At 43.5% G+C, this 20,585-nt stretch carries 15 protein-coding genes; 5 read left to right on the top strand and 10 right to left on the bottom strand.

The features are described from left to right. Nucleotide 1: 1 nt before the first annotated feature. The 7 genes from recN to ACFPIK_RS15065 form a co-directional block, all read right to left on the bottom strand. Entirely contained in the window at nucleotides 2-1,654 is a 1,653-nt protein-coding gene (gene recN, locus ACFPIK_RS15095; RefSeq protein WP_377916731.1) for a DNA repair protein RecN, read from the bottom strand. Nucleotides 1,655-1,694: 40 nt separating this feature from the next. Then, entirely contained in the window at nucleotides 1,695-2,597 is a 903-nt protein-coding gene (gene porD / locus ACFPIK_RS15090) for a type IX secretion system protein PorD (RefSeq protein WP_377916762.1), read from the bottom strand. 28 nt (nucleotides 2,598-2,625) lie between these two features. Continuing rightward, nucleotides 2,626-3,834 (bottom strand): bifunctional phosphopantothenoylcysteine decarboxylase/phosphopantothenate--cysteine ligase CoaBC, encoded by a 1,209-nt coding sequence (gene coaBC / locus ACFPIK_RS15085; protein WP_377916729.1) that lies wholly within the window; start codon nucleotides 3,832-3,834, stop codon nucleotides 2,626-2,628. Nucleotides 3,835-3,839: 5 nt separating this feature from the next. Continuing rightward, a complete protein-coding gene (locus ACFPIK_RS15080; protein ID WP_377916727.1) occupies nucleotides 3,840-4,154 on the bottom strand; it encodes a DNA-directed RNA polymerase subunit omega in 315 nt (104 codons plus the stop codon). 20 nt (nucleotides 4,155-4,174) lie between these two features. Then, nucleotides 4,175-5,074, bottom strand: coding sequence for an outer membrane protein assembly factor BamD (locus ACFPIK_RS15075; protein ID WP_377916725.1), 900 nt, complete (start codon nucleotides 5,072-5,074; stop codon nucleotides 4,175-4,177). Between the two features lie 66 nt (nucleotides 5,075-5,140). Further along, the gene (locus ACFPIK_RS15070) at nucleotides 5,141-5,851 is read right to left on the bottom strand and encodes a T9SS type A sorting domain-containing protein (RefSeq protein WP_377916723.1); all 711 of its coding nucleotides are present in this window, start codon (nucleotides 5,849-5,851) and stop codon (nucleotides 5,141-5,143) included. 151 nt (nucleotides 5,852-6,002) lie between these two features. Continuing rightward, entirely contained in the window at nucleotides 6,003-7,646 is a 1,644-nt protein-coding gene (locus tag ACFPIK_RS15065) for an OstA-like protein (protein ID WP_377916721.1), read from the bottom strand. 48 nt (nucleotides 7,647-7,694) lie between these two features. Between ACFPIK_RS15065 and tilS the strand changes: the two genes are divergently transcribed. From tilS to ACFPIK_RS15040, 5 genes are all read left to right on the top strand, one after another. Then, on the top strand, nucleotides 7,695-9,014 hold the full coding sequence (gene tilS / locus ACFPIK_RS15060) for a tRNA lysidine(34) synthetase TilS (protein WP_377916719.1): 1,320 nt from the start codon (nucleotides 7,695-7,697) through the stop codon (nucleotides 9,012-9,014). Between the two features lie 3 nt (nucleotides 9,015-9,017). Then, on the top strand, nucleotides 9,018-9,533 hold the full coding sequence (locus ACFPIK_RS15055) for a Crp/Fnr family transcriptional regulator (protein ID WP_377916717.1): 516 nt from the start codon (nucleotides 9,018-9,020) through the stop codon (nucleotides 9,531-9,533). 146 nt (nucleotides 9,534-9,679) lie between these two features. After that, entirely contained in the window at nucleotides 9,680-10,615 is a 936-nt protein-coding gene (gene mdh, locus ACFPIK_RS15050; protein WP_377916715.1) for a malate dehydrogenase, read from the top strand. 100 nt (nucleotides 10,616-10,715) lie between these two features. Then, nucleotides 10,716-13,409 carry a hypothetical protein gene (locus ACFPIK_RS15045; protein WP_377916713.1) on the top strand — a complete coding sequence of 898 codons (2,694 nt, stop codon included), beginning with the start codon at nucleotides 10,716-10,718 and terminating at the stop codon, nucleotides 13,407-13,409. Between the two features lie 56 nt (nucleotides 13,410-13,465). Then, nucleotides 13,466-15,121 carry a mechanosensitive ion channel family protein gene (locus ACFPIK_RS15040; protein WP_377916711.1) on the top strand — a complete coding sequence of 552 codons (1,656 nt, stop codon included), beginning with the start codon at nucleotides 13,466-13,468 and terminating at the stop codon, nucleotides 15,119-15,121. A gap of 3 nt (nucleotides 15,122-15,124) precedes the next feature. Here ACFPIK_RS15040 and ACFPIK_RS15035 read toward each other — a convergent pair whose 3' ends face one another. From ACFPIK_RS15035 to ACFPIK_RS15025, 3 genes are read right to left on the bottom strand one after another with little or no spacing between them, the layout of a single operon-like run. After that, entirely contained in the window at nucleotides 15,125-16,735 is a 1,611-nt protein-coding gene (locus ACFPIK_RS15035; RefSeq protein ID WP_377916709.1) for a hypothetical protein, read from the bottom strand. A gap of 7 nt (nucleotides 16,736-16,742) precedes the next feature. Continuing rightward, the gene (locus ACFPIK_RS15030; RefSeq protein WP_377916707.1) at nucleotides 16,743-17,891 is read right to left on the bottom strand and encodes a DUF4249 domain-containing protein; all 1,149 of its coding nucleotides are present in this window, start codon (nucleotides 17,889-17,891) and stop codon (nucleotides 16,743-16,745) included. Beyond that, on the bottom strand, nucleotides 17,891-20,584 hold the full coding sequence (locus tag ACFPIK_RS15025; protein WP_377916705.1) for a TonB-dependent receptor: 2,694 nt from the start codon (nucleotides 20,582-20,584) through the stop codon (nucleotides 17,891-17,893). The genes ACFPIK_RS15030 and ACFPIK_RS15025 overlap by 1 nt, the downstream gene beginning before the upstream one ends. Nucleotide 20,585 lies beyond the last annotated feature (1 nt).

The raw sequence follows: 20,585 nt of genomic DNA, 5'->3' as shown, positions 1-20,585 counted from the left end.
CTCAATTCTGCAACAGCTCTCTGGCACTGGCCAAAGCTGAAGCCGATGGATTGGTCCCTGCGATCATTTTTGCCAGTTCTTGTACCCTTTCCTCTGACTGTAGAAGTTTGATTTTGGAGATGGTTTTATCCGAGGAATTATCCTTGTAAACAAAGTAATGAGACTCGCCTTTGGCGGCCACTTGAGGTAAATGAGTGATGCAGATGACTTGATGATTCTGTGAGATATCCTTCATCATACGCACCATCTGAAGGGCCACTTCTCCGGAGATCCCTGTATCGATTTCATCAAAAATCAAAGTCGGAAGCGCCACTTTATCCGCCATGAGGTATTTGATGGCAAAGAGTAAGCGTGAAAATTCCCCGCCTGAAGCCACTTTTTTCAGGGGCTGAAGGGCGCCGCCTTTGTTGGCTGAAAAGAGAATTTCCACCTCATCCAATCCTGACAGAGATGGGGAGATGGCTTGAAGATCCAATTTGATCTTGGCATTCTCCATCCCCAAGCCGAAAAGTAATTGCTGCAGGTCGCTTTCAAAAGACGAGAAACAGGACTTCCTTTTTTCACTGAGTAGTTTACCGGTTTCCAGCATGGAACTTTCCGAATTTTGGAAAATTTTCTCAGCCTCAGCCAGACTTTCGTCCAGATTTTGAAACTGAAAAACCTTGTCAGCCAATTGACTTTCGATGGTCATCAATTCCTCTACTGTCTGTACTCCATGTTTTTTCTGGAGCTGGTAAATCTTACTTAGCCTTTCTCGGATTTGATCCAATTTCCCAAAGTCCACCTCTACTCTGGCTTCCTCATCAGAGAGACTTTCAACAATATCCTTCAACTCGATGAATACCGTATGAAATCGCTCACGATAACTTCCGAGTTTGTGAGCAAGTCGCTCTAAAACCTGCAATCCATGCTGGATTTGGCCTAAACCCTGGATGACTCCAAATTGCTCATCCTGAAAAATGGAGAGCAGTTCGTTAATCTTGAGTTTGATTTCTTCAGCATTTTCGAGGATTTCCTGAGCGGATTCAAGCTCAGCCTGTTCTCCTGCTTGAAGTGACAGCGCACTCAGTTCGTCCAATTGAAACTGGTTAAAGTCAGCCTCTTTTTTGAGCTCAAACGCTTTCTGCTTAAGGTCTTCGAAATTTTTACGGGCCTTTTTAAAAGCCTTAAATGCAAGTTGGTAAGTCGCTAACTCTTGCTGAGCCTGCGCAAAGGCATCCACTAGACTCAATTGGTATGCCCCCTCGCCTAGCAACAGGGTATCGTGCTGTGAATGCACATCCATTAATTTCGACCCAAGGACCTTTAAGGTGTCCAACAATACCGGTGTGTCGTTGATAAAGGATCGTGACTTTCCTCCTGCGCTGATTTCTCTTCGAATGATGCAAGTCTCCTCGTAATCCAACTCCAACTCTTCAAAATAGGCCTTCAATCCGTATTGATGGATCTCAAAGACGCCTTCTACCACACATTTTTTGTCCTCGTGGAGAAGTACTTTAGTATCTGCACGATTGCCAAGCAAAAGCCCCACTGCACCTAGCATGATAGACTTTCCGGCACCTGTCTCGCCAGTAATCATACTCAGCTTGGGACTGGGCTGCATGAGCAGCTGATCAATCAAGGCATAATTTGAGATACTGAGTGACTTAAGCATGGACTAGTTTGGCTTTGTGGCAAAGCTAAAAAAACTGAGCTTAGCTTCTGAGAAGCTCATTGTACTTTCTGGCATTATTTGGATCTACTTCCAGCAGTAGCTTGACTGCCTCCTCCCGGATTTCAAAAGGAGCATTTTTGAGGATTTGAGAAATTTCATCCCCCTTTGCATCTACAAAACTGATGGTGAAGATTCCGTTTGGCTGTAATTTATTGGCTTCAGAGACCAGCCGTATAGCTGCTAAAATATTCTTGTAAGCTTCATCAGGGTTGCTCTGGATCACATCTAAGCCCTGTCTGTGATAGAGGTAATACGCTTCACGAATGGAAGAATATACCGTAGAAACGTAGATATCATTGATCAGCCAATACCTACTTCTCCGATCACTCGGGTTTTGCACCCATCCAGGACGGCCTGACTGTTGAGCGTTGTTCACAATATCATTGGCCACTTCAAAGTAGGGATTTCCCCCTTTGCTCGAGAACGAGTCATAATCTATCCCCAAAGCGATATGGGCATAAAACGCGAGTAGCGAACTGATGTTGTTTAGAAAAGTGAAGCGGTTGAACTCTAAGGGTTGAGATTCGATGTATTCAAAAGACCAGTTGCGATCGGCAAAATTGAAAATCAGGGACTCGTAGTTCGTGCCATAGACAGGTCGAACTACCTGGACTTGAACCGTGGCACTGTAGACACCTACTTGAGGCACCTCATTGATGGTAATCAGCATATTGCCTTTGATCCGCTCCTCTGGTCTGAATTCATCACTGGTCCACGAACGGCCATTGAGGAACTGTTCGAAACTCGCCTTCATCTGATTGAAGACGTCAGTGTTTTGGAATCGGGATCGATCACTGTTGATAATGACAGTAAAGTTTAGCTCCTGAGCCACCAAACCGGATGCGCAAAAGAAAAGTAAGATTGCAAGTAAGCCTCTCTTCATGTAGCTAAACATAACAAAAATCTTTGGGTCAAACCCAAACGGGAAGGTTTTTGACTTCATCTAGAATCAGATCTGCGATTTTTGATTTAGGCAATAGATCGGACTGCACTGCCTTTCCATCCTTGTGAAAAATCTTCACCTTGTTGGTGTCATGCTGAAACCCGGCACCTTCCTCTTTTGCGGAATTCAATACGATCAGGTCAAAGTTCTTCCTTTCCAATTTTGCTTTAGCATGTAGCTCTTCTTTTTCGGTTTCTAAAGCAAAACCCACATGAATTTGATTGGATCTTTTTGACTTGCCAAGCTCTAAGGCTATGTCTACATTTTTCTTGAGTAAAATCGAAAGTTCTTCCCCTTGCTTTTTGATTTTCTCAGAAGCGATCACTTTAGGAGAATAATCAGCCACCGCTGCTGCAAAAACGCAAATATCCATTTGATCATGAATGGATTTTGCTGCTTTGTACATTTCATCTACCGAATGAACAGAATACAAATGAAAGCCCTCAGAACCGAGATCTAAACTAACAGGTCCCGATACCACAAAAACCTCAGCTCCTTGTTTCTGAAATGCTTTGGCTATGGCCAAACCCATTTTACCGCTGGAGTGATTACTAATAAAACGGACTGGATCAATCGCCTCTTGAGTTGGCCCCATCGTGACCATTACTTTTTTCCCTTTGAAATCAAGTAAGGAACTGAAAAATCGATTTACTTCTTGCAAAATGTGCTCAGGCTCCATCATTCTTCCCTGTCCTGAAAGCCCGCTTGCCAATTCGCCTGATTCTGCATCCAAGATGATATTGCCAAAAGAGGCTACTTTTTGGAGATTAGCCCTAACTGATGGATGTTGATACATGTCCAAATCCATGGCTGGGGCTAGCATCACAGGACACCTGGCAGAAAGATAAGTGGCGGTCAAAAGGTTGTCGCAAATTCCATTGGCAAACTTACCAAGTGTATTTGCACTTAGTGGAGCAACAATAAAAAGATCTGCCCAAAGTCCAAGTTCAACGTGATTATGCCATTGTCCAGATTTTTTATCAGAAAAATCCGAAAAAACAGGTCGCTTAGAAAGCGTGGCTAAGGTCAATGGGGTAATAAAATCAAGAGCAGAGGCGCTCATGATGAGTTGCACCTCTGCCCCGGATTTGATGAGTAAGCGTGTAAGCAAGGCAGACTTATAAGCAGCAATACTGCCTGTCACACCCAGAAGGATTCGCTTCCCCTTTAGATTCATGAAAGTTACTCAGCTCCTTCCTGATCAGGATATCTGTGGTAAACTTTACCTTCTATAAATTCTTCCATGCCAAGAGTAGATGGCTTAGGCATTCTTTCATAAAACTTGGAGATTTCAATTTGCTCCTTGTTTTCAAATACTTCCTCCAGATTGTCCACAGTTGAGGCAAACTCAGAAAGTTTGTTGTTCAATTCCTCTTTCAAGTTGGTGGAAATCTGCTTAGCTCGCTGTCCAACAATGTGGATAGACTCATAGATATTACCTGTTTGCTCAGCGATTTTATCCAGATCTCTAGTAATGATGGATGGATTGACTGCCATATGATTTTATTGATTTGATTCTAGTTTTGATTTACTTTTTGAGTTGAGTCTGCCGCAGCGGTCTGGGCTGCCAATCGATCAGCGTATTCCTTTTTAGCCTTGGCATGTGCCACAATCTCCTCCTTGGTCTGCTCTTCAAATTTTTTCACTTCTGCGGTAAATCCACTGTTGGGATATTTTCGGTAGAAGTTTGCCGCATATTTTACTGCGTCATTAAGTCTTTCTTCCTTTTTGTCAAAGGCACTGTTTTTACCATAAGCGTAGGCCACTTCTACCAGCTTGTAGGCAAGCTCTTCATTGTGCTTACTTTCCGGATAATCTTTTGCGAAATTTTGAAAATTGATAATACAAGCTCTGTAAAAGTCTCCAGGAAACAACCCGTCTTTCAGCCTATAGTACATCTCTGCCTCACTGTAAGCCTTTTTCTCAAATCGGTCCTCCAAATCCTTGAGCATCTCAATAGCTCGCTCATAGCTGGCTGATGCTGGAAACCTGCCAACAAACTGCTGAATGGCTGACACTGCTTCTTTACTGCTTTGCTGATCTAGATTGAAGTCTGGAGCATCCAAATACAGGGAGTAAGCATGCATAAACAACGCTTCCTCCGCCAACGGGCTTCTATTGTAGGTTCTGTAAAATGTATTGAAATAACCTGCTGCCTCTATGTATCGCTTTGTTTTGAAATGACAATTCGCATAGTTGTATTCGGCCATTTCTGCTTTTTCCGAACCTTTAATTACAGGCAGTACCTTATCATAAAGGATGATAGCCTTATTGTATTCACCTTCCTGATAGTACTTGTTGGCTCCATTGTAAAGTTCTTCCCAATTGGTACTTTTTTCCAACTTGGAAAAAGGCCCACAAGCGGCAATAACGATAGAGAGAATGAAAATTAATCTGGAAAGGACTCGCATGTGCATTTTAAGGAGCGCAAATATAGGGGATAATTATTCGGATTCAAATGGATGACGAAAGAGGTAACTTCCTCATTTCTTTACCTGTAGTTTCTTAGTGACTACATTCTTGTTGTCTACAAAGAGCGTATAGAAATAAACTCCAGGCTGAAAATCTGAAACATTGATTAACAAAGAATTTCTCTCCGGATCCAACTCATACTCAGCTATAGGATTGCCAATGAAACTGTTGATGGTGATTTTTGCTTTGGCTTTTGGATTGACCAGCTCATAGTCGAGTTGCGCAATTCTACTACTTGGATTGGGGTACACATCACTGAGCTTTATGTCTTTATGGGAAAACTCCACTTTGGCAGTACCTGAAACTGAGTACCTAGCCTCAACCACGAAGTTTTCGCGAAGATTGTCTGCATTGACAAAATATAAATCAAAAGTACCCTTGGTCTCTGCAATACCCATTTCAAATTCCATGTAAAAATCTGTGTAAATCTCTCCCGGAGCTAGCTTGATGCTGACTTTGGCTAATTCTTTTTTCGGATCAAAACACTGATCACCAAAACACACCTTTACCTTTTGAGAAGAACCAATACCTCCGCGCACATTCTTCAATAAATATGTTTTTTGCTGGTTTGACTCGTTATGCAAGATGATAGTCTTTCGCTGAGAGGAGCCAATGTCACCCGAAAAATCAACCACTTCACTCAACACACGAACTTGCTGTGCACCTGCAAGTGCAGGTAGCAATAGCATCAGCCATGTGGAAATGAGTAGGAAGGATTTCATGTAGAAGTAAAATCAATAAGCGGAACCAGTTTGTAACGAGTATTTAATATACGGACAAAAATATCCAAACGGATACCCAAACTTTAAAAAAGGCGGTTAATTGTTGTTAACCTTCGAAAAAAAATCAAAACCTCCCTGATCTTATGAACGATCACGGAAGGTTTGGGAGACTTTCCATCCTTTTTCCGGGATAAAGGGCCTTTTGGATTTGTTCATCCGTAGGCATTTCCAGGCGGACATCCGGATCATTAAAGAACGTTTTCAGATCTGGATCGATTTCGATGACCTTTCTCCATTCATCAATATCTTTCCTATTAGGCCTATCTCCAATCCTCCATTTAAATCCTTCCAGTTGGCCATTTTTCTCATCAATTCTTTGGACAGGAATAAATTTGCCGTCAGGGCGAATTCCAAAGTTTGATTTTTTGATGTATCCATCTTCAAAGCCAAGTTCGATGGTGGCACTTAAAATTCGATTGACCCCTTGGGTCAGCGTATCTGCCTCCAACGCATAGTAAAGAGACTCTCCGTTTCCTTCGATAAATAGTTTTTGAATCTGACCTTCCTGAAAATAGCCGGTCATTTTCCTTCCTTTCATCTGATTGAAATTCAAGAGCGTGTCCGTCATGATTGCAAAAGCTTTGTCTTTCATGTAAACACGGTCAAGCTTTTCATTTGCTATAAAAAACACCATACTATCGGCTGAAATCTGGCTTTTCTGATTCCACATAACAGGATCTTTAAACAACTGAATGGAAGAATCTGAATAGTTGTAAAAAAGAGAATCTGCTTTTCCTGATAAGTCAGACTTGACCAACCTTACACCATGGTAGGCCAGCAAGTATTTCACAGAATCTTGCTCATTGTCATGAGAAATCAAGGTATCCGCTGCCATAAAAAGCGTATCCTTTTCAAAATACCTTCTAACTAGGGCATTGCCGAAAACCTCGCTGTATTTCCGTTTTTCCCAATATTTACCCACATCACCAAAGACTTCAACTTTCCGCTCTTTATTGAATACCCGTACATCTTTCTTTCCTTCATAATAGGCCTCCAACTCGTCATAAAACAATTCGTCTGCTTTGACCCGGCTTTCGTCGGTCTCGACTAGCCCATCAAAAAACCGGAATTGTTTCTTTTGAGTATCGTAAAAGCTTCCATTTTGAGCATCCAGGTTGTAGCCTTCTTTGGAGACAATATTGGTCAGGCCTTGTGTCTGAGCTGTTTTTGGAACAGTCAAATAGATCAAATCATTGGTTTTCAGCGTGTAGTCGGGATTGACCAAAACCACATCTTGCTGAAAGCTGATTCGCTCGTAATTGATCTCGTAGATGCCGGTTTCGCTGGTAAGTACATTGACCGAGTCCACCACTTTGCCTTTATCAAAATAATTGGCAACGTTAGTTTCCCGATTGTAATCCAAAAATTCCGTGTAGAGCGTGGTCTTTTGATTGGTGAAAACCACATTTTTTCTCAGTTTGGCGATTTTGGTATTTCCATCGTACTCGGCATAAGAGCTTTTGGTAGTGATCGGGTCTTTCTCGTCTTCTATCCTAACCCTACCAAAGAGCTGGGCTCTATTTTCGCCTCGATAAAAATGCGCAGAGTCACAATAAATCAACGAGTTCTGATGCTTCATTTTGACTGCGCCAAGTAGCCTTTCAAAACCGCTAGCCCCTTGAAGCAAATCCGCACTGATAATCTCCAAAGTCGAAGACTGCTGTGCCCAACTTGTGCCTGATGGAGTCAGGAAAATCAGCAGCAATAGAAAGTAAGGAGAAAAACGAATGTTCATAAATCGTTGGATGTCGGCAAAATTAGCAGAAAAAGCTATTTTTGATTAATGCGCGAAGTCTTTATCTCCCACATTCAGTCCCGTCAGCTTTTATTACCTCAGCATCGATACCTTTTGGCCTGCAGTGGCGGAATGGACAGCATGGCTTTGGCAAACTTACTCCTGCAAGCAGGCATTCCCTTTGATATAGCTCATGTCAATTTCAAATTGAGAGAAGAGGAGAGCGATGGAGATCAATCTTTCGTGGAAAACTGGGCCCAAAAGCACCAAATCAATTTTCACCTGAAAATTGCTGATACGAAGTATTTATCACTTTCTCAGGGAATCTCCATTCAAATGGCTGCACGGGAAATCCGATATGCCTTTTTCGAAGAAATCCGAGCCAAATTCAACCTAAACGGAATCCTACTGGCTCATCATGAAGATGATCAGTTGGAAACGATCTTCCTCAACCTCCTCCGAGGAACAGGGATAGAGGGTGTCTACGGAATGAGTGAGCGAAAGGGTTGGCTGATTCGACCGTTGCTTCCATTTTCTAGAGCAGAATTAACTGATTTTATGAAATCGGGCGGGTTGGAATGGAGGGAAGACAGCTCAAACGAGAAATCAGACTACAAGCGTAACAAGCTGCGGCACCACGGACTCCCCGCCATCCTTAGCTTGGAAGCTGATGCCCGAAAAAACCTTCTGACCAGCTTTGAACGGTTGAAGGATACAGGGAGGGCCTTTTCAGGTTTGTTTGACTATTGGAAAGCAACAAGCATTGTGGAAAAGGATGGAATCCAACTTCTCAAGTACTCGGACATTGCCCATCTGCCCGGTGGAGCATCGCTTTTGTACTTTTGGCTGAGGTCATTTGGGTTCAATTCGGACCAAACCCAACAGATTTGGGAAAGTCTTGCTGAAATAAAGCCGGGCACCGTGTTCATCGGAAAAGACTTTCAGCTATGGCTTGACCGAAAGGAGATGATGCTCTGTCCCAAACCCTTTCCCTTTGAAACCCTCCACATTCAAAAAAATGACCCTGAGCTAAACCTGCCTGAGGGAACCTATGATATCTCTCGATCTTCGGAGCCTCAAGCTATCGATCTCCGACTTCAAAATGCGCTTTTGGATTTAGATCGCTTGGAATTCCCACTAGAGATTCGCCTTTGGAAAGAAGGTGATCGATTTTTTCCGCTTGGTATGCAATCGGAAAAGAAAATTTCGGATTTTCTCATCGATCTCAAGGTGCCTTTGCCCAAAAAGCAGGAAGTAAAGGTGCTTGTTTCAGGAAATAAAATTGCCTGGGTAATTGGGATGAGGATTGCCGACTGGGCAAAAATCACCCCTGCTACCCGCCAAACCATTCACTTCAAAAAACGCTAAATCATGCGAAATCCTTTTTCAAAAACCTATGAACCTAAGGAACTGCAAATGTTTGACTTCATGCAGGGGATCAGATTTTTTGAACGATTGAGACAGAAAGAGCTTGCCCGATTTCTGCCTGCCATGCACGAGCGTAAGTATGTAAAGGATGAAGTGGTTTTTTTCACCAAAGACCCGAGCCAAGCTCTTTATCTGATCCGAAGAGGACAAATAGATCTCACCATCGATGTCAGGGACAACTTTGAAACGATCCTGCAAATGAAGCGAGGTGATGCCTTTGGAGAGAATTCTTTGCTCGAAAATGCCAAAAGAACCTACACCGCCTTGGTGACATCAGACGAGGCCGAGCTGATTGTGATTCCTCACTTTGCCATACAGGAGATTTTTGACAGCAACCCGAAAATCAAAGCCAAGATGATGACTTCCTTGGCAGAATACTACAATACCAATAATCAGCGGTTATTCAGATCCTACAGGGAATCATTTGGATTTTTCAGCCTCCGACAAATGTTTGAATAAACAGCTCATCTGTCAGACGTTTCATTCATCAAAAATCGGTTAAAAGGCAACAAACTAATCTCTGGCAGGTTTCTCTACGTAAGCATTGCTTATTAACTTAGCGGCGCTTTATAAGGCAGTTCACATAAAAAAAATCTATAAGAAACATGAGCAAAGTAACCGTAGTTGGTGCAGGTAACGTAGGTGCCACCTGTGCCGATGTTTTAGCTTATCGCGAGGTAGCAGAAGAAATCGTATTGGTAGACATCAAGGAAGGCATCGCCGAAGGCAAGGCACTTGATATCTGGCAAAAAGCACCAATCAACCAGTACGATAGCCGCACTGTGGGTTCTACCAACGATTACAGCAAAACTGCCAATTCTGACGTGGTAGTGATCACTTCAGGTCTTCCAAGAAAACCAGGCATGACCAGAGACGATTTGATCGAGACCAACGCTGGAATCGTGAAAATGGTGACTGAAAATGTGATCAAATATTCTCCAAACGCCATCATTATCGTAGTTTCCAATCCTCTCGACGTCATGACCTATCAGGCACACTTGACTTCAGGCTTGCCAAGAACAAAAGTGATGGGTATGGCAGGTATCTTGGACACTGCCAGATACAGAGCGTTTTTGGCTGAGGAACTCAACGTTTCCGGTAAGGAAATCCAGGCGATCCTTATGGGAGGTCATGGAGATACCATGGTACCACTTCCAAGATATACGACTGTAGCAGGTATCCCTGTGACAGAATTAGTGGAAAAAGAAAAACTGGATGCAATCATCGAAAGAACCAAATTCGGTGGCGGTGAGCTGGTAAAACTCATGGGAACCTCTGCATGGTATGCGCCGGGCTCAGCAGCTGCTCAAATGGTAGAAGCTATCCTTAAAAATCAAAGAAGAGTATTCCCGGTATGTATCAAGCTTGACGGTGAGTATGGAATCGATGATTGCTACTTAGGTGTGCCTGTAATTTTGGGTAAAAACGGTATCGAAAAAGTAATCGAACTGGACCTTAATGCAGAAGAGAAAGCGCTTTTGGAAACATCAAGAGGCCACGTGAAAGAAGTAATGAATGTATTGGACCGCTTGGGTAAATAATCCAAACACCTGATCCAGCTGGACCTAAGATTCTTCCGATGATTCCGGAGTTTCTTAGGTCTTTTTTTGTATACTCAATGTTTAATCACCCCCTATCCCTGTGAAAATCTGGAAAAGTCTATTGGTCATCCTGATTCTCAGCCTTCTGGTTTGGGGAGGCTATGTGCTGTATGAGAAATATATTTTTTCACGAAAAATCAATAGCCTAGAACTGATTTCAGGGGATGCAATTTTCATTTTTGAATCCACTCAAGCAGATCAAACTTGGAACGAACTGGTCAATCAACCTGTCTGGAATCCGTTATCCAGATTCCCTGCATTCCAGTCGATCGCTTCGCAACTAGGCACTCTTGACAGCCTTCTGGGTGGCAACGGATCACTTTCCAAAATTCTGCGAAAAAAGCAAGTTACCGTCAGTTACCATGCCACGGGAGTAGATAATTTCAGTTTACTTTTTACTGTCAATTTTGGGAATACCCCTCCGACAGAATTATTGGAAGATCTTAGGTCTAAAATCCCTTCCAAAGCTCGCTTCCAAACCCGAAACTACAGTGATCTGGAGATTCTGGAGTATTTGGATCCCTCCAACTCCAGGAAATGGTCAATTACGACACTCAATAATGTACTCTTGATATCCTCTTCTTCTTTCGTGATTGAGGAGGCAATTCGCTTTTACCTAAGCGATACACCCAATCAACTTTCAGATAAACTAGGGAATCAACTGGAAGCCAATTCTGGATTGGGCAGGCTGATTCTGACTTCTCAGGGGCTGAGCAGGTTACTGAGCGGAATCAGTTCCACCCGGGAAAGCAATATGATCAAAGAATTGAGTCTTTCGGACTACGTGGTCGCCTTGGATTTGGCATTTGAAGAGAATCAATTGGTCTTTAAAGGACCTGTCAAATTGGGGAATGAGATCAATTTTCTCCCTTCCGTCCAGGCCCAGTTTCCCGAATTTGAGAAGTTGATCTCTACAAAAACTCAAGCGATCACTCAAATCAATCTGGACGGTATTCTTAAAACCCAAAAACTTCAAAATCCTGCTTTCACGCCGATATCCACACTTAGCGGGGAAATCCAAACCAAATTGATTGAGCGGGGATTTTTAGACGACTTTACAGGAGAAATGTACTTGCTTCAACTCGAACCAATCGGCAATCAGACCGACATTCAGGCTCTACTCGTCAAAACCAATCAACCAGAACAAATTTGGGCCTATCTCAAGGAGTTCAGAAGCAACTCCGAGTTTGAGTCGGGTGACTTTTACAGAGAGAATGAAATCCTGTTTTTCCCTGAAGAAGAATTCCCTGCACACCTGTTCAACGGGAAATTTTCAGGATTTGACCAGACTCATATCAGTTTCTTGGAAGACATCCTGGTGATGACCAATTCAGCACAGGGAATGAAATTGTTGATGGACGATTACTACCAGGGGAATACTTGGGCCAGATCTACGAAAGACTCTTTTTCAAAAGCCATTTCACCGTCTTCGGGCTACAGCAAAACCTTCTTTTTAACTAAAATCTGGGATCATTGGGTGCAGACAAGCAATCCTACATGGAGTACATTTCTGCAAAAATATGAAGCCGAATTCCAGGCTTTCCCGATCGTGAGTTTCAAAATCAATCACTACCCCTCAGGCCCTGAGGGGAGTTTAACCCTTTATTTTTCTCAGAATACGCCGGCTGAAACTACTACCAAAAAATCATTTGAGCTGGTATCAGGAAAGCAAATCAGTCTTGGCCAACAGATCACCTATGGCCCAAAAGTGATCAAAAACTTTAATGACAACACCCAAGATCTCGTCATTCAGGATCAAGATCACGTCCTTTACCTCCTCAATTCTGATGGTGAGCAGGTTTATACTATTCCCCTTTCAGGACCAGTGATTTCAGACGCGTTCCAGATCGACTTTTTCAAAAATGGGAAACTGCAATTACTCTTCGCCACAGAGGAACAAATCTATGCGATCGATCGATTGGGAAATTTTCTCCCGGGTTTTCCACTATCTATTCCAGAAGACAAGCTCACCAACCTGAATTTGGTGGACTATGAACAGACTCGGGAATACCGGTATTTTGCCGCTACAGAAAAAGGGAACCTTTGGCTGTTTGACAAAACCGGTAAGGCTTTGGAAGGCTGGAGCCCACTCCAACTCGGGGAAACGGTCATTGGAGCACCGTTTCATTTTAGGGTTCCCGGAAAAGGGGATTTTATGATCGCGCAAGGCAAGTCGGGCAAAGTTCATTTTTTCAATAGGAGAGGAGAAAAACAGCCTGGCTCTCCCCTGGATTTGGGAAAAGAGATCAGTTCCACAGCAAAATTGATTTCAGGAAACTCTCCAGTTCTTTCGGCCATCACCCAAGGAGGGGAATTGGTGAGAGGATCATTTTCAGGGGAAATTCAGTATCGAAACCAACTCGAAAAGTCTAATCGAGATGATCGCTTTGAGTTAATTACAGACCAAAAAGGTAACTCAAGTCTTATTTTGATGAAGCAATTCAACAAGACAGTCATACTCAATGACAAGGAGGAATCGTTGATGACCTTACCCATTTCGGGCGAACATGCATGGTTTGGCTTCTTTGATTTTGGATCAAACCGAAAAATCCTCGCTGTAACCGACTTGGAACAAGGGTTTGGATACTTATATGACCTTTCGGGAAACATGCTCACCAATGCTCCGCTCGAAAGCGAAGGTGAAATCCAAATCACTCACCAACCTCAATTGGGTCAACTGCTCATTCGTACCCGATCCGGAAAAAACCTCTTTGAATACGTCATACCTGACTAATCAGGTCACGAATCGTTAACAATTCCCAAAGTTGCTAAAGCCTAGTCCTATCGCTCATGATTAAGAAATTACTCCTCATATGCTCTTTCAGCCTCCTGTTAGTCAGTCAAGGATTTGGACAGCTCCTCGTGGACGAACAAGATTCCAAACCTTTACCTGAGGGAGTAAATCTCAGCTCTCCCTACCACACTACCTTAAGTTTCTTTTTCAACCTGGATCCCAAAAACTTTAAACCTAACCGAGCAGCTAGGACCTTAGATCGACGAGGCGTAATTGGCGATCCAGAAGAACTTGCTGTAAAGCTCCAGCAAGTGCTAGAGGGAAAGGGGATCATCATCCGCACGAGCGAAATTCCAAATGAGCCAAACTATGTGGATTCTGCCTCAAACGCGGAGCACAAATACTATTTTGATAAAAAAAGACTTCCCGCCATCTACTTGGAGAAGCAAGGTAGTCAATGGAAATTCTCTTCTTTTTCAGTAAGCCAAATCGCTCAGCTACATTCAGAAACCTATCCTTTGGGAACAGATAAGCTTCTCAATCTGCTGCCAAAAATGGGAACTGAGCAATACTTAGGGCTTCAACTCTGGCAGATTTTGGGAATTTTGATCCTTATTCTGATGACCTTTTTGGCACATTTGGTCTTTACTTTTTTGGTAGACAGAGTCCTCCTTTATCTAATGAGCAGATTGGGCTATGGCGATATCGGAAAAAATTACCTCCTCCCAATCGCCAAAATTACCAGCTTTTACCTGATCGTGCTGCTACTATCGCTATTGATCAGAGTATTGCATCTTCCGGTTGAGATTTGGGCCTGGATAGTAGTGGTCTTCAATACGCTGAAGCCCTTCTTGATCATGGTGATTTTTTACAAAATAGTAGATGTCATTGCCGCCTATTTTGCCAGTCTCGCCGCCAAAACTGCCTCCACGCTGGATGATCAACTTGTTCCGCTGCTTCGCAAAACACTCAAGGCACTCGTCATCATCGTGGGCACACTTTTCATTCTGAGAGATGGACTCGATTTGGATATCATTCCTTTCTTGACCGGATTATCGATCGGCGGTGTGGCCATCGCGCTTGCTGCCCAGGACACGATCAAAAACTTCTTCGGCTCGATCATGATCTTTATCGATAAGCCTTTCCAGGTAGGGGATTGGGTGACTTCGGGAGAAATCGACGGGACTGTCGAGGAAGTCGGCTTCAGGTCTACGCGAATCAGGACCTTCAGAAACTCACTAATGTATGTTCCAAACGGAAAAATAGCGGACGCCGTCGTCGACAATCACGGGTTGAGACAATACAGAAGATTTACCACTACGCTGACCATCACCTACGACACGCCTCCGGCATTGATAGACCAGTTTGTCATAGGCTTGCGAGAAATCATCAAAACCCATCCCAAGACCAGAAAAGACCTTTATCATGTCTACTTCAACAACCTTTCGAGCTATAGTCAGGATGTGATGTTTTACATTTTCTTTGAGGTCCCAAATATTCAGGAAGAACTCCAGTCTAGGCACGAAATCTTAATTCAGATTGTCAAACTGGCACATACCCTTGGGATACGATTTGCCTTTCCTACCCAAACCTTGCACATGGAGACATTTCCCGAGAAAAAGGGGTTAGGACAAGAGCAACTCGATAGCCAGGTTTATGAAAACCTACTCCAAAAGTTTTTCAAAATGGAATTGGGCAAAAAGGTAGAGTAATTTTCAATTCTTGACTTGGAAATAGGTTCGCTTCACCGAAGGAACCCCATTTTGAATTTCTCGCTCCCAGAAGACAAATATTCCAGCTAAGTCAGGGGCTTGTACGCTGATTTTATTCTCATTTTCTCCCCAAAACAAGACAGTTCTCCAATCCGGAAACCTGTCATTGGCAGCTGACGAAGAAAACTGCTTCTTGTCCAATTCGATAAATGGCTGAAGTCCATGGTAATCAAAAAAGCGCGCAGAGGGCGCCAGCGGAAACAGTCCGAAATTATTGGTGTAACTGGAAAAACTCAATACTCCCGGATAGGTTCGATCATTGAGGTAAAACTCCCGATTAAGCACTTCCAATCGTTGCAGCAATTTTGGATTAAAGGAAGCCAACAAATCCGAATCAAAGACAGGCATGGCATCCACTACAATCAAGGGATTAGCTTCAAAAACTGTTTTGTTAGCCTCATTGAGCAATCGAAACTCCTTCTTTTTCTCTCTGGTGCGAACGGCTACACTTGGTACGTATTCCCTTAACACTGTCTCTACATTTTCAAAACGGGTATAATCATCCAGGTGATAAGTATAGTCTGCCACGAATCCAGTCACCACTTCCAAGGAGTCGTTTTCGAAGCGCTCCAAAAAATAAGTTTGCATCATGGAAGCCTTCAGCAGCCGGCTGAGTTCTTCCAATTGGGATTCCTGGATGGTCAGCTCAGGGAAGTCAAACTCCTTTCGAAAGGTGGTTTTAATTACAGGGGAAATGACCTCCAATCCAGGCATTTCCTGACCATTTTCGAGCTGCACGATCAATCGATCCCAATGTCGTAAGCCACCTATGTCAAAAACCAAATTTCCGTTTCGATCGGGATGGTCTGTAAATAGCGCACTTTGGACACCATGCACCGAAAGAAAATAGGTTAAGGTGGTATCTGGGGTGGGGACTTTTACTTTGACCACATGACCAAATAGCTCGGGCAAAAGATTTTCTTTTACTAAATCGGTATAAACTTCATCTGATTTCCATTGATGCTGCTCCTCAGGAAGAAAAGGGTTGGCAATTGAAATCCCCGAAGCGTTCGCCACAGCAACTCCACCTACTGAAGCAGGGAATTCAACTGTAGCTCCTTTAGCGACTTGCTGACTTGCTTGAATAACTGCTTTTTGAGAATTATTGGATGACTTGGGTGGTATTCTTGGATTGATCACGGTCACAAACTGCTGAGAAATACCGGCATTGATATCCAAATAAGGACTGATGCGGGTGTAAACTCTCAGTAAATAATGATCCGATGGGGTCTGTTCCGGAATTTTGAGGTAATTGACGGCCTCGCCTTTTTGTAAAGGGACTTTGGCGTGAATGATGGAAACAGCATTTCGGTCAACCAACTCGGCATAAACGACTTGGGAGGCCGAGGGCTCCGTTCCTATGGTGACTTTGGCATCAAACCAGATTTTCTCCCCTGAGAAGTAAAGGGTTTTAGGGGTTTGAAAACTGACCTGTTCCACTGGATTGGTCATTGATTGACCAAAGACCGATTGATTGCCCAGCCAGATGGTCAGGATGACAAGCCAATAGCTGGAAATTTTGAGGAAATGAGTATCTGAAGTTTTTAACAGCATAGAGAAATCAATTGTCTTCCCAAAAATCCGGTCGAATGGGAGATGCATATAGGGTACAATCCGTGCAACGGCGAGAGGAAGGATAATAACCAATGATGGTAGTTCCCTGCATTAATTCTCGAGCGGGCACAGTAGCACCATTACCAAAAGTCTCAGGGTATGCAGCTCTCAGTACCGCCACTTCTCCGATTACACAATCATTAAACTGAGGATCTATGTAGTTCCAAGGGCTTACCTCAGCTCGATTGACATAAATTCGTTTTTGTCGGATTACGCCTAGACTCACCTGACCGATCACCGGGCTGGAGGCGTTGTCCAAGCTTTTGATATTTCCTCCAATCAGGGAAGGCAAAGGGCTAAAAATAGACCCAATATCTTCCGTGTTTTTCCTTAAAATCTCCCAAAACTGAACATCCTTGGAGGCAATTCCCTTTTGGGAGATCAGAATACTGTAACGCTCCATGATCCGCTCATCTCCTTCGGGAATTTCAGTCACAGTTTTTTCAAAAACTACCTGATCCTGAAACCTCGAGCTGGTCTCAATAACGATATCAGGGCTGGGTTCGGTCTTGAAGCAAAGAGAGTTTTGCTCAGCCTCAGTTCTTTGCCTCACATCTCTCAATCTGGAGTCGTAGATATAGGGAGTTCTGATTCTAGGCCTGTAAATCCAAGTTTCTTCAAAAGTCCAAAGGAAATCATCCGCCTCTGCATTCCCCTGAGTAGATACAAAAATTTCCACACCATCTTGGTCCCTCTTGAAGCCTCCATCGATGATCTCCGGGGTGTTGATAGGCTTGAGTACTTCAGAAGCATACCGCTCACCTGACTTCAGTACTATTTCGAGTGTGTAAGTTTGTTTTTCGTCTATGTTTCTCTCGAAGAGGTAAATACCCTTACCTTTTTCAGAAAGGGAAAACTGTTGACCATTTTGACTTCGGAGGAGTACTGTTGCGCCAATTTCGGGAAGCATGGAGGCTGAAGAGGAAAGTGGCACGGTCCTGCTAAGCTTAAGTTCGCTTTTCATACCCTCCGTATCCAAATAGCCTTCCACTACCAAAATTCGAAGTTCAGTATCGGGAACCTCTGGATCAAAAGGAGTCCGGCAACTACTCAAGATCCCAATCAAAACACAAAACAATAACCAACTTCTATTCATCAGAATCTGAAATTATAAGTGATAAAAGGAATAGGTTCAGCAAAAATCGCCAGCTGATAGCCTTGAAGCTTTCCTCCCTCCGGCACATAATAGACCGAATAGGCATTGTCTCTTCCCAGAATATTATAAACACCAAAAGACCAAGATGCATGAGCAAGCTTTTTGACTTTATGATTTCCCTCCAAGTTTATGGAAAAGTCCATTCGGAAATAATCCGGTACGCGGAAGGAATTTCGGTCAGAGAAATATACTCGCTCAGCTCCACCATATTCAAACTTGGCGATCGGTAATGTGACCGGTCTTCCCGTGCTGTATTTACCCGCCATGGTCATATTTAGCCTACGGCTGAGTTCATAATTTATGACCACATTCGCATTGTGTGGCTGATCAAAGTTGCTGGGATACCATTCGGAGCGATTGATCTGCTCCTTTCTCTCTGTAGGATCAGTTTGAAGTAGCGATCGGCTGTAAGTATAAGCAATCGAACCGTTCAGCTTACCCTGGAGTTTTCTCAGGTAAAATTCTGCCCCATAAGCTTTGCCTTGAGTTACCAATACGTCCTGTTCGATTCGATCATTCAGCACGATCTGCGCTCCTGACTTGTAATCCAGGAGATTTTGCATGGTTCGGTAATAGACTTCTGTCGAAAGCTCATACATCCCCTGCTTCATGTTTCTGAAAAAGCCCAAAGCATACTGGATCCCACGCTGAGGCTTCAGGAATGGATCACTAAGCTTCCAAGTGTCTGTAGGAGTAATGACGGAAGAATTGCTCAGTAAGTGGATATTTTGCCTCATGGAATTGACTCCTGCTTTGATAGAGGACCAATTGGAAAGTGCGTATCTAGCCGAGAACCGAAACTCCGGACCATGGTAAGTTTGGACATTTTCCCCATTTCCGAAGACGGTTTCTCCCGTAATATTTTCCGAAAGGAAAGGCTCTCCGGCAGCATATACTGGCAAAGTCTGTGGCCCAAGGAACCGGTAAAAATTATACCTGAGTCCTCCACTCATCGTCAGTTGCTCATTCACTTCAAATTCATCTCCGATAAATAGCGACCAATCCATGGCTTTTTCCGAAGCTACCTGGTCTGGAATGACAATGCTTTGGGTACCAAATGGATTGATTTTTCCTGGATTTAACTGGTAGTAAATCCCATGGACACCATAAGTCAATATATGCCTGTCTCCTTTTTCCTGTCTAAACTGTGCCTTCAAAAACTGCTGCTTGATATCGAAGCGATACTGATAGGAATTGAGAGGATTGTCTTCTCCTTCCACCAAAAAATCGTAACCATCCTGACCTGCTGAAAAAGTCGCCTCCAACTCATCATTGAAATAGTGTGTCCATGACACCGCAAAATTCTGATTGGAATAGCTGTAAACCGTATCCGGATCAAACTGGAATTCATCCTTACTAAAGTATCCGGAAACTCGAATCGCATCCTTTTCACTGAATCGGTGCTCTACCGATCCATTGAAATCCGCGAAAAATGCACGGCTTGCACCTAAGTCAATCCTGTCCTGCAAAGCATCCAACAACCAATCTGAATAAGTCAGTCGAGTCCCTAAGATAAAGGTCGTATTAGCTCCTATCGGCCCATCGATACTCAATCTGCTGGTCATGGGACCAATACCACCCGAGCCCCCGATTTTGTCAGTCCTGCCTTTTTTTGGAGTCACTTGTAAAACAGAGGAAAGTCTTCCACCTAAGCTAGCCGGAACTCCCGCTTTGTACAACTCCACGCCCTGGACCATATCAGAATTGACTGCAGAGAAAAAGCCGAACAAGTGAGAGGGATTAAACAAGGTATTTTGATCCAAAAGAATCAAGTTTTGATCTGCAGCACCGCCTCGCACATTGAAGCCCACACTTGCCTCGCCTGCCGTATTCACTCCAGGCATGGTCAGGATACCTTTGATGATGTCCACCTCTCCCATGACCGCAGGAAGTTTACGCATCTGCTGGACAGAAAGAGACTGAACGCCCATTTCAGGCCGGGATACATTGGTCAACGCTCCTGATCTAACCACTACTTCATTCAGAGCAAACACTCCTTCACCGATATTCAGGTCAAGCGTACCATTTCCCTGAACATCCAAAAGTCGCTGCTCGGTATATCCTCCGATATTCTGGACGAGGAGTGTTTTGTATCCTTTGGGAATAGTGATTTCATATTTTCCCTCCTTATCCGTGATGGTTTGTTGCATCGATTCTTTTTCATAGACGATGGCTCCTTCTATGGGCTGATTATTTTCCAGACTTTTAACCACCCCTACGAGTTTGGCTTCATTTCCCCCACCTGGAATCCCGATTACATAACGTCTATTGCGTACAAATTCATCTTGAGCCCCTGACGCTGAAAAACTTGAAGTTGGAGCCTGAAAATAATTTGGCAGAAAATCGACCTGGAGTTTTTCACCTTTGGAAACAAAGACCTCTTTTTGGGCGGAAATGGAAAATTTCAAATCCGTCTTCAGAAAAATCACTGCAAGCACATCTTCCAATTTGTCCTTATTCGCTTGGAGATTGACTGTCAGTCCTGCCACATCGCTTTCCTTGAAAAAAAATCGATAAGAAGTCTCTTTTTCCACCAATTCAGCGAATCGATCAAAGGTAACCCCCGGAAAGAATCCTGTAATCCTGTTTTCCTCTTGGGAAAAGGCCAATTGGCTTAAGAAAAAAGAAGCCATC

Origin of the sequence: Algoriphagus aquatilis (assembly GCF_042657405.1) — a bacterium.
Taxonomy (GTDB): Bacteria; Bacteroidota; Bacteroidia; order Cytophagales; family Cyclobacteriaceae; genus Algoriphagus; species Algoriphagus aquatilis.
This window is presented reverse-complemented; position numbering and strand designations above follow the sequence as displayed.

What these genes read in the sequence shown, in the direction of transcription:
- porD (WP_377916762.1), bottom strand. Translation starts at nt 2,597, where the DNA reads ATGAAGAGAGGCTTACTTGCAATCTTACTTTTCTTTTGCGCATCCGGT.
- tilS (WP_377916719.1), top strand. Translation starts at nt 7,695, where the DNA reads ATGCGCGAAGTCTTTATCTCCCACATTCAGTCCCGTCAGCTTTTATTA.
- ACFPIK_RS15040 (WP_377916711.1), top strand. Translation starts at nt 13,466, where the DNA reads ATGATTAAGAAATTACTCCTCATATGCTCTTTCAGCCTCCTGTTAGTC.
- ACFPIK_RS15055 (WP_377916717.1), top strand. Translation starts at nt 9,018, where the DNA reads ATGCGAAATCCTTTTTCAAAAACCTATGAACCTAAGGAACTGCAAATG.
- coaBC (WP_377916729.1), bottom strand. Translation starts at nt 3,834, where the DNA reads ATGAATCTAAAGGGGAAGCGAATCCTTCTGGGTGTGACAGGCAGTATT.
- ACFPIK_RS15025 (WP_377916705.1), bottom strand. Translation starts at nt 20,584, where the DNA reads ATGGCTTCTTTTTTCTTAAGCCAATTGGCCTTTTCCCAAGAGGAAAAC.
- ACFPIK_RS15070 (WP_377916723.1), bottom strand. Translation starts at nt 5,851, where the DNA reads ATGAAATCCTTCCTACTCATTTCCACATGGCTGATGCTATTGCTACCT.
- ACFPIK_RS15080 (WP_377916727.1), bottom strand. Translation starts at nt 4,154, where the DNA reads ATGGCAGTCAATCCATCCATCATTACTAGAGATCTGGATAAAATCGCT.
- ACFPIK_RS15075 (WP_377916725.1), bottom strand. Translation starts at nt 5,074, where the DNA reads ATGCACATGCGAGTCCTTTCCAGATTAATTTTCATTCTCTCTATCGTT.
- ACFPIK_RS15065 (WP_377916721.1), bottom strand. Translation starts at nt 7,646, where the DNA reads ATGAACATTCGTTTTTCTCCTTACTTTCTATTGCTGCTGATTTTCCTG.
- ACFPIK_RS15030 (WP_377916707.1), bottom strand. Translation starts at nt 17,891, where the DNA reads ATGAATAGAAGTTGGTTATTGTTTTGTGTTTTGATTGGGATCTTGAGT.
- mdh (WP_377916715.1), top strand. Translation starts at nt 9,680, where the DNA reads ATGAGCAAAGTAACCGTAGTTGGTGCAGGTAACGTAGGTGCCACCTGT.
- recN (WP_377916731.1), bottom strand. Translation starts at nt 1,654, where the DNA reads ATGCTTAAGTCACTCAGTATCTCAAATTATGCCTTGATTGATCAGCTG.
- ACFPIK_RS15035 (WP_377916709.1), bottom strand. Translation starts at nt 16,735, where the DNA reads ATGCTGTTAAAAACTTCAGATACTCATTTCCTCAAAATTTCCAGCTAT.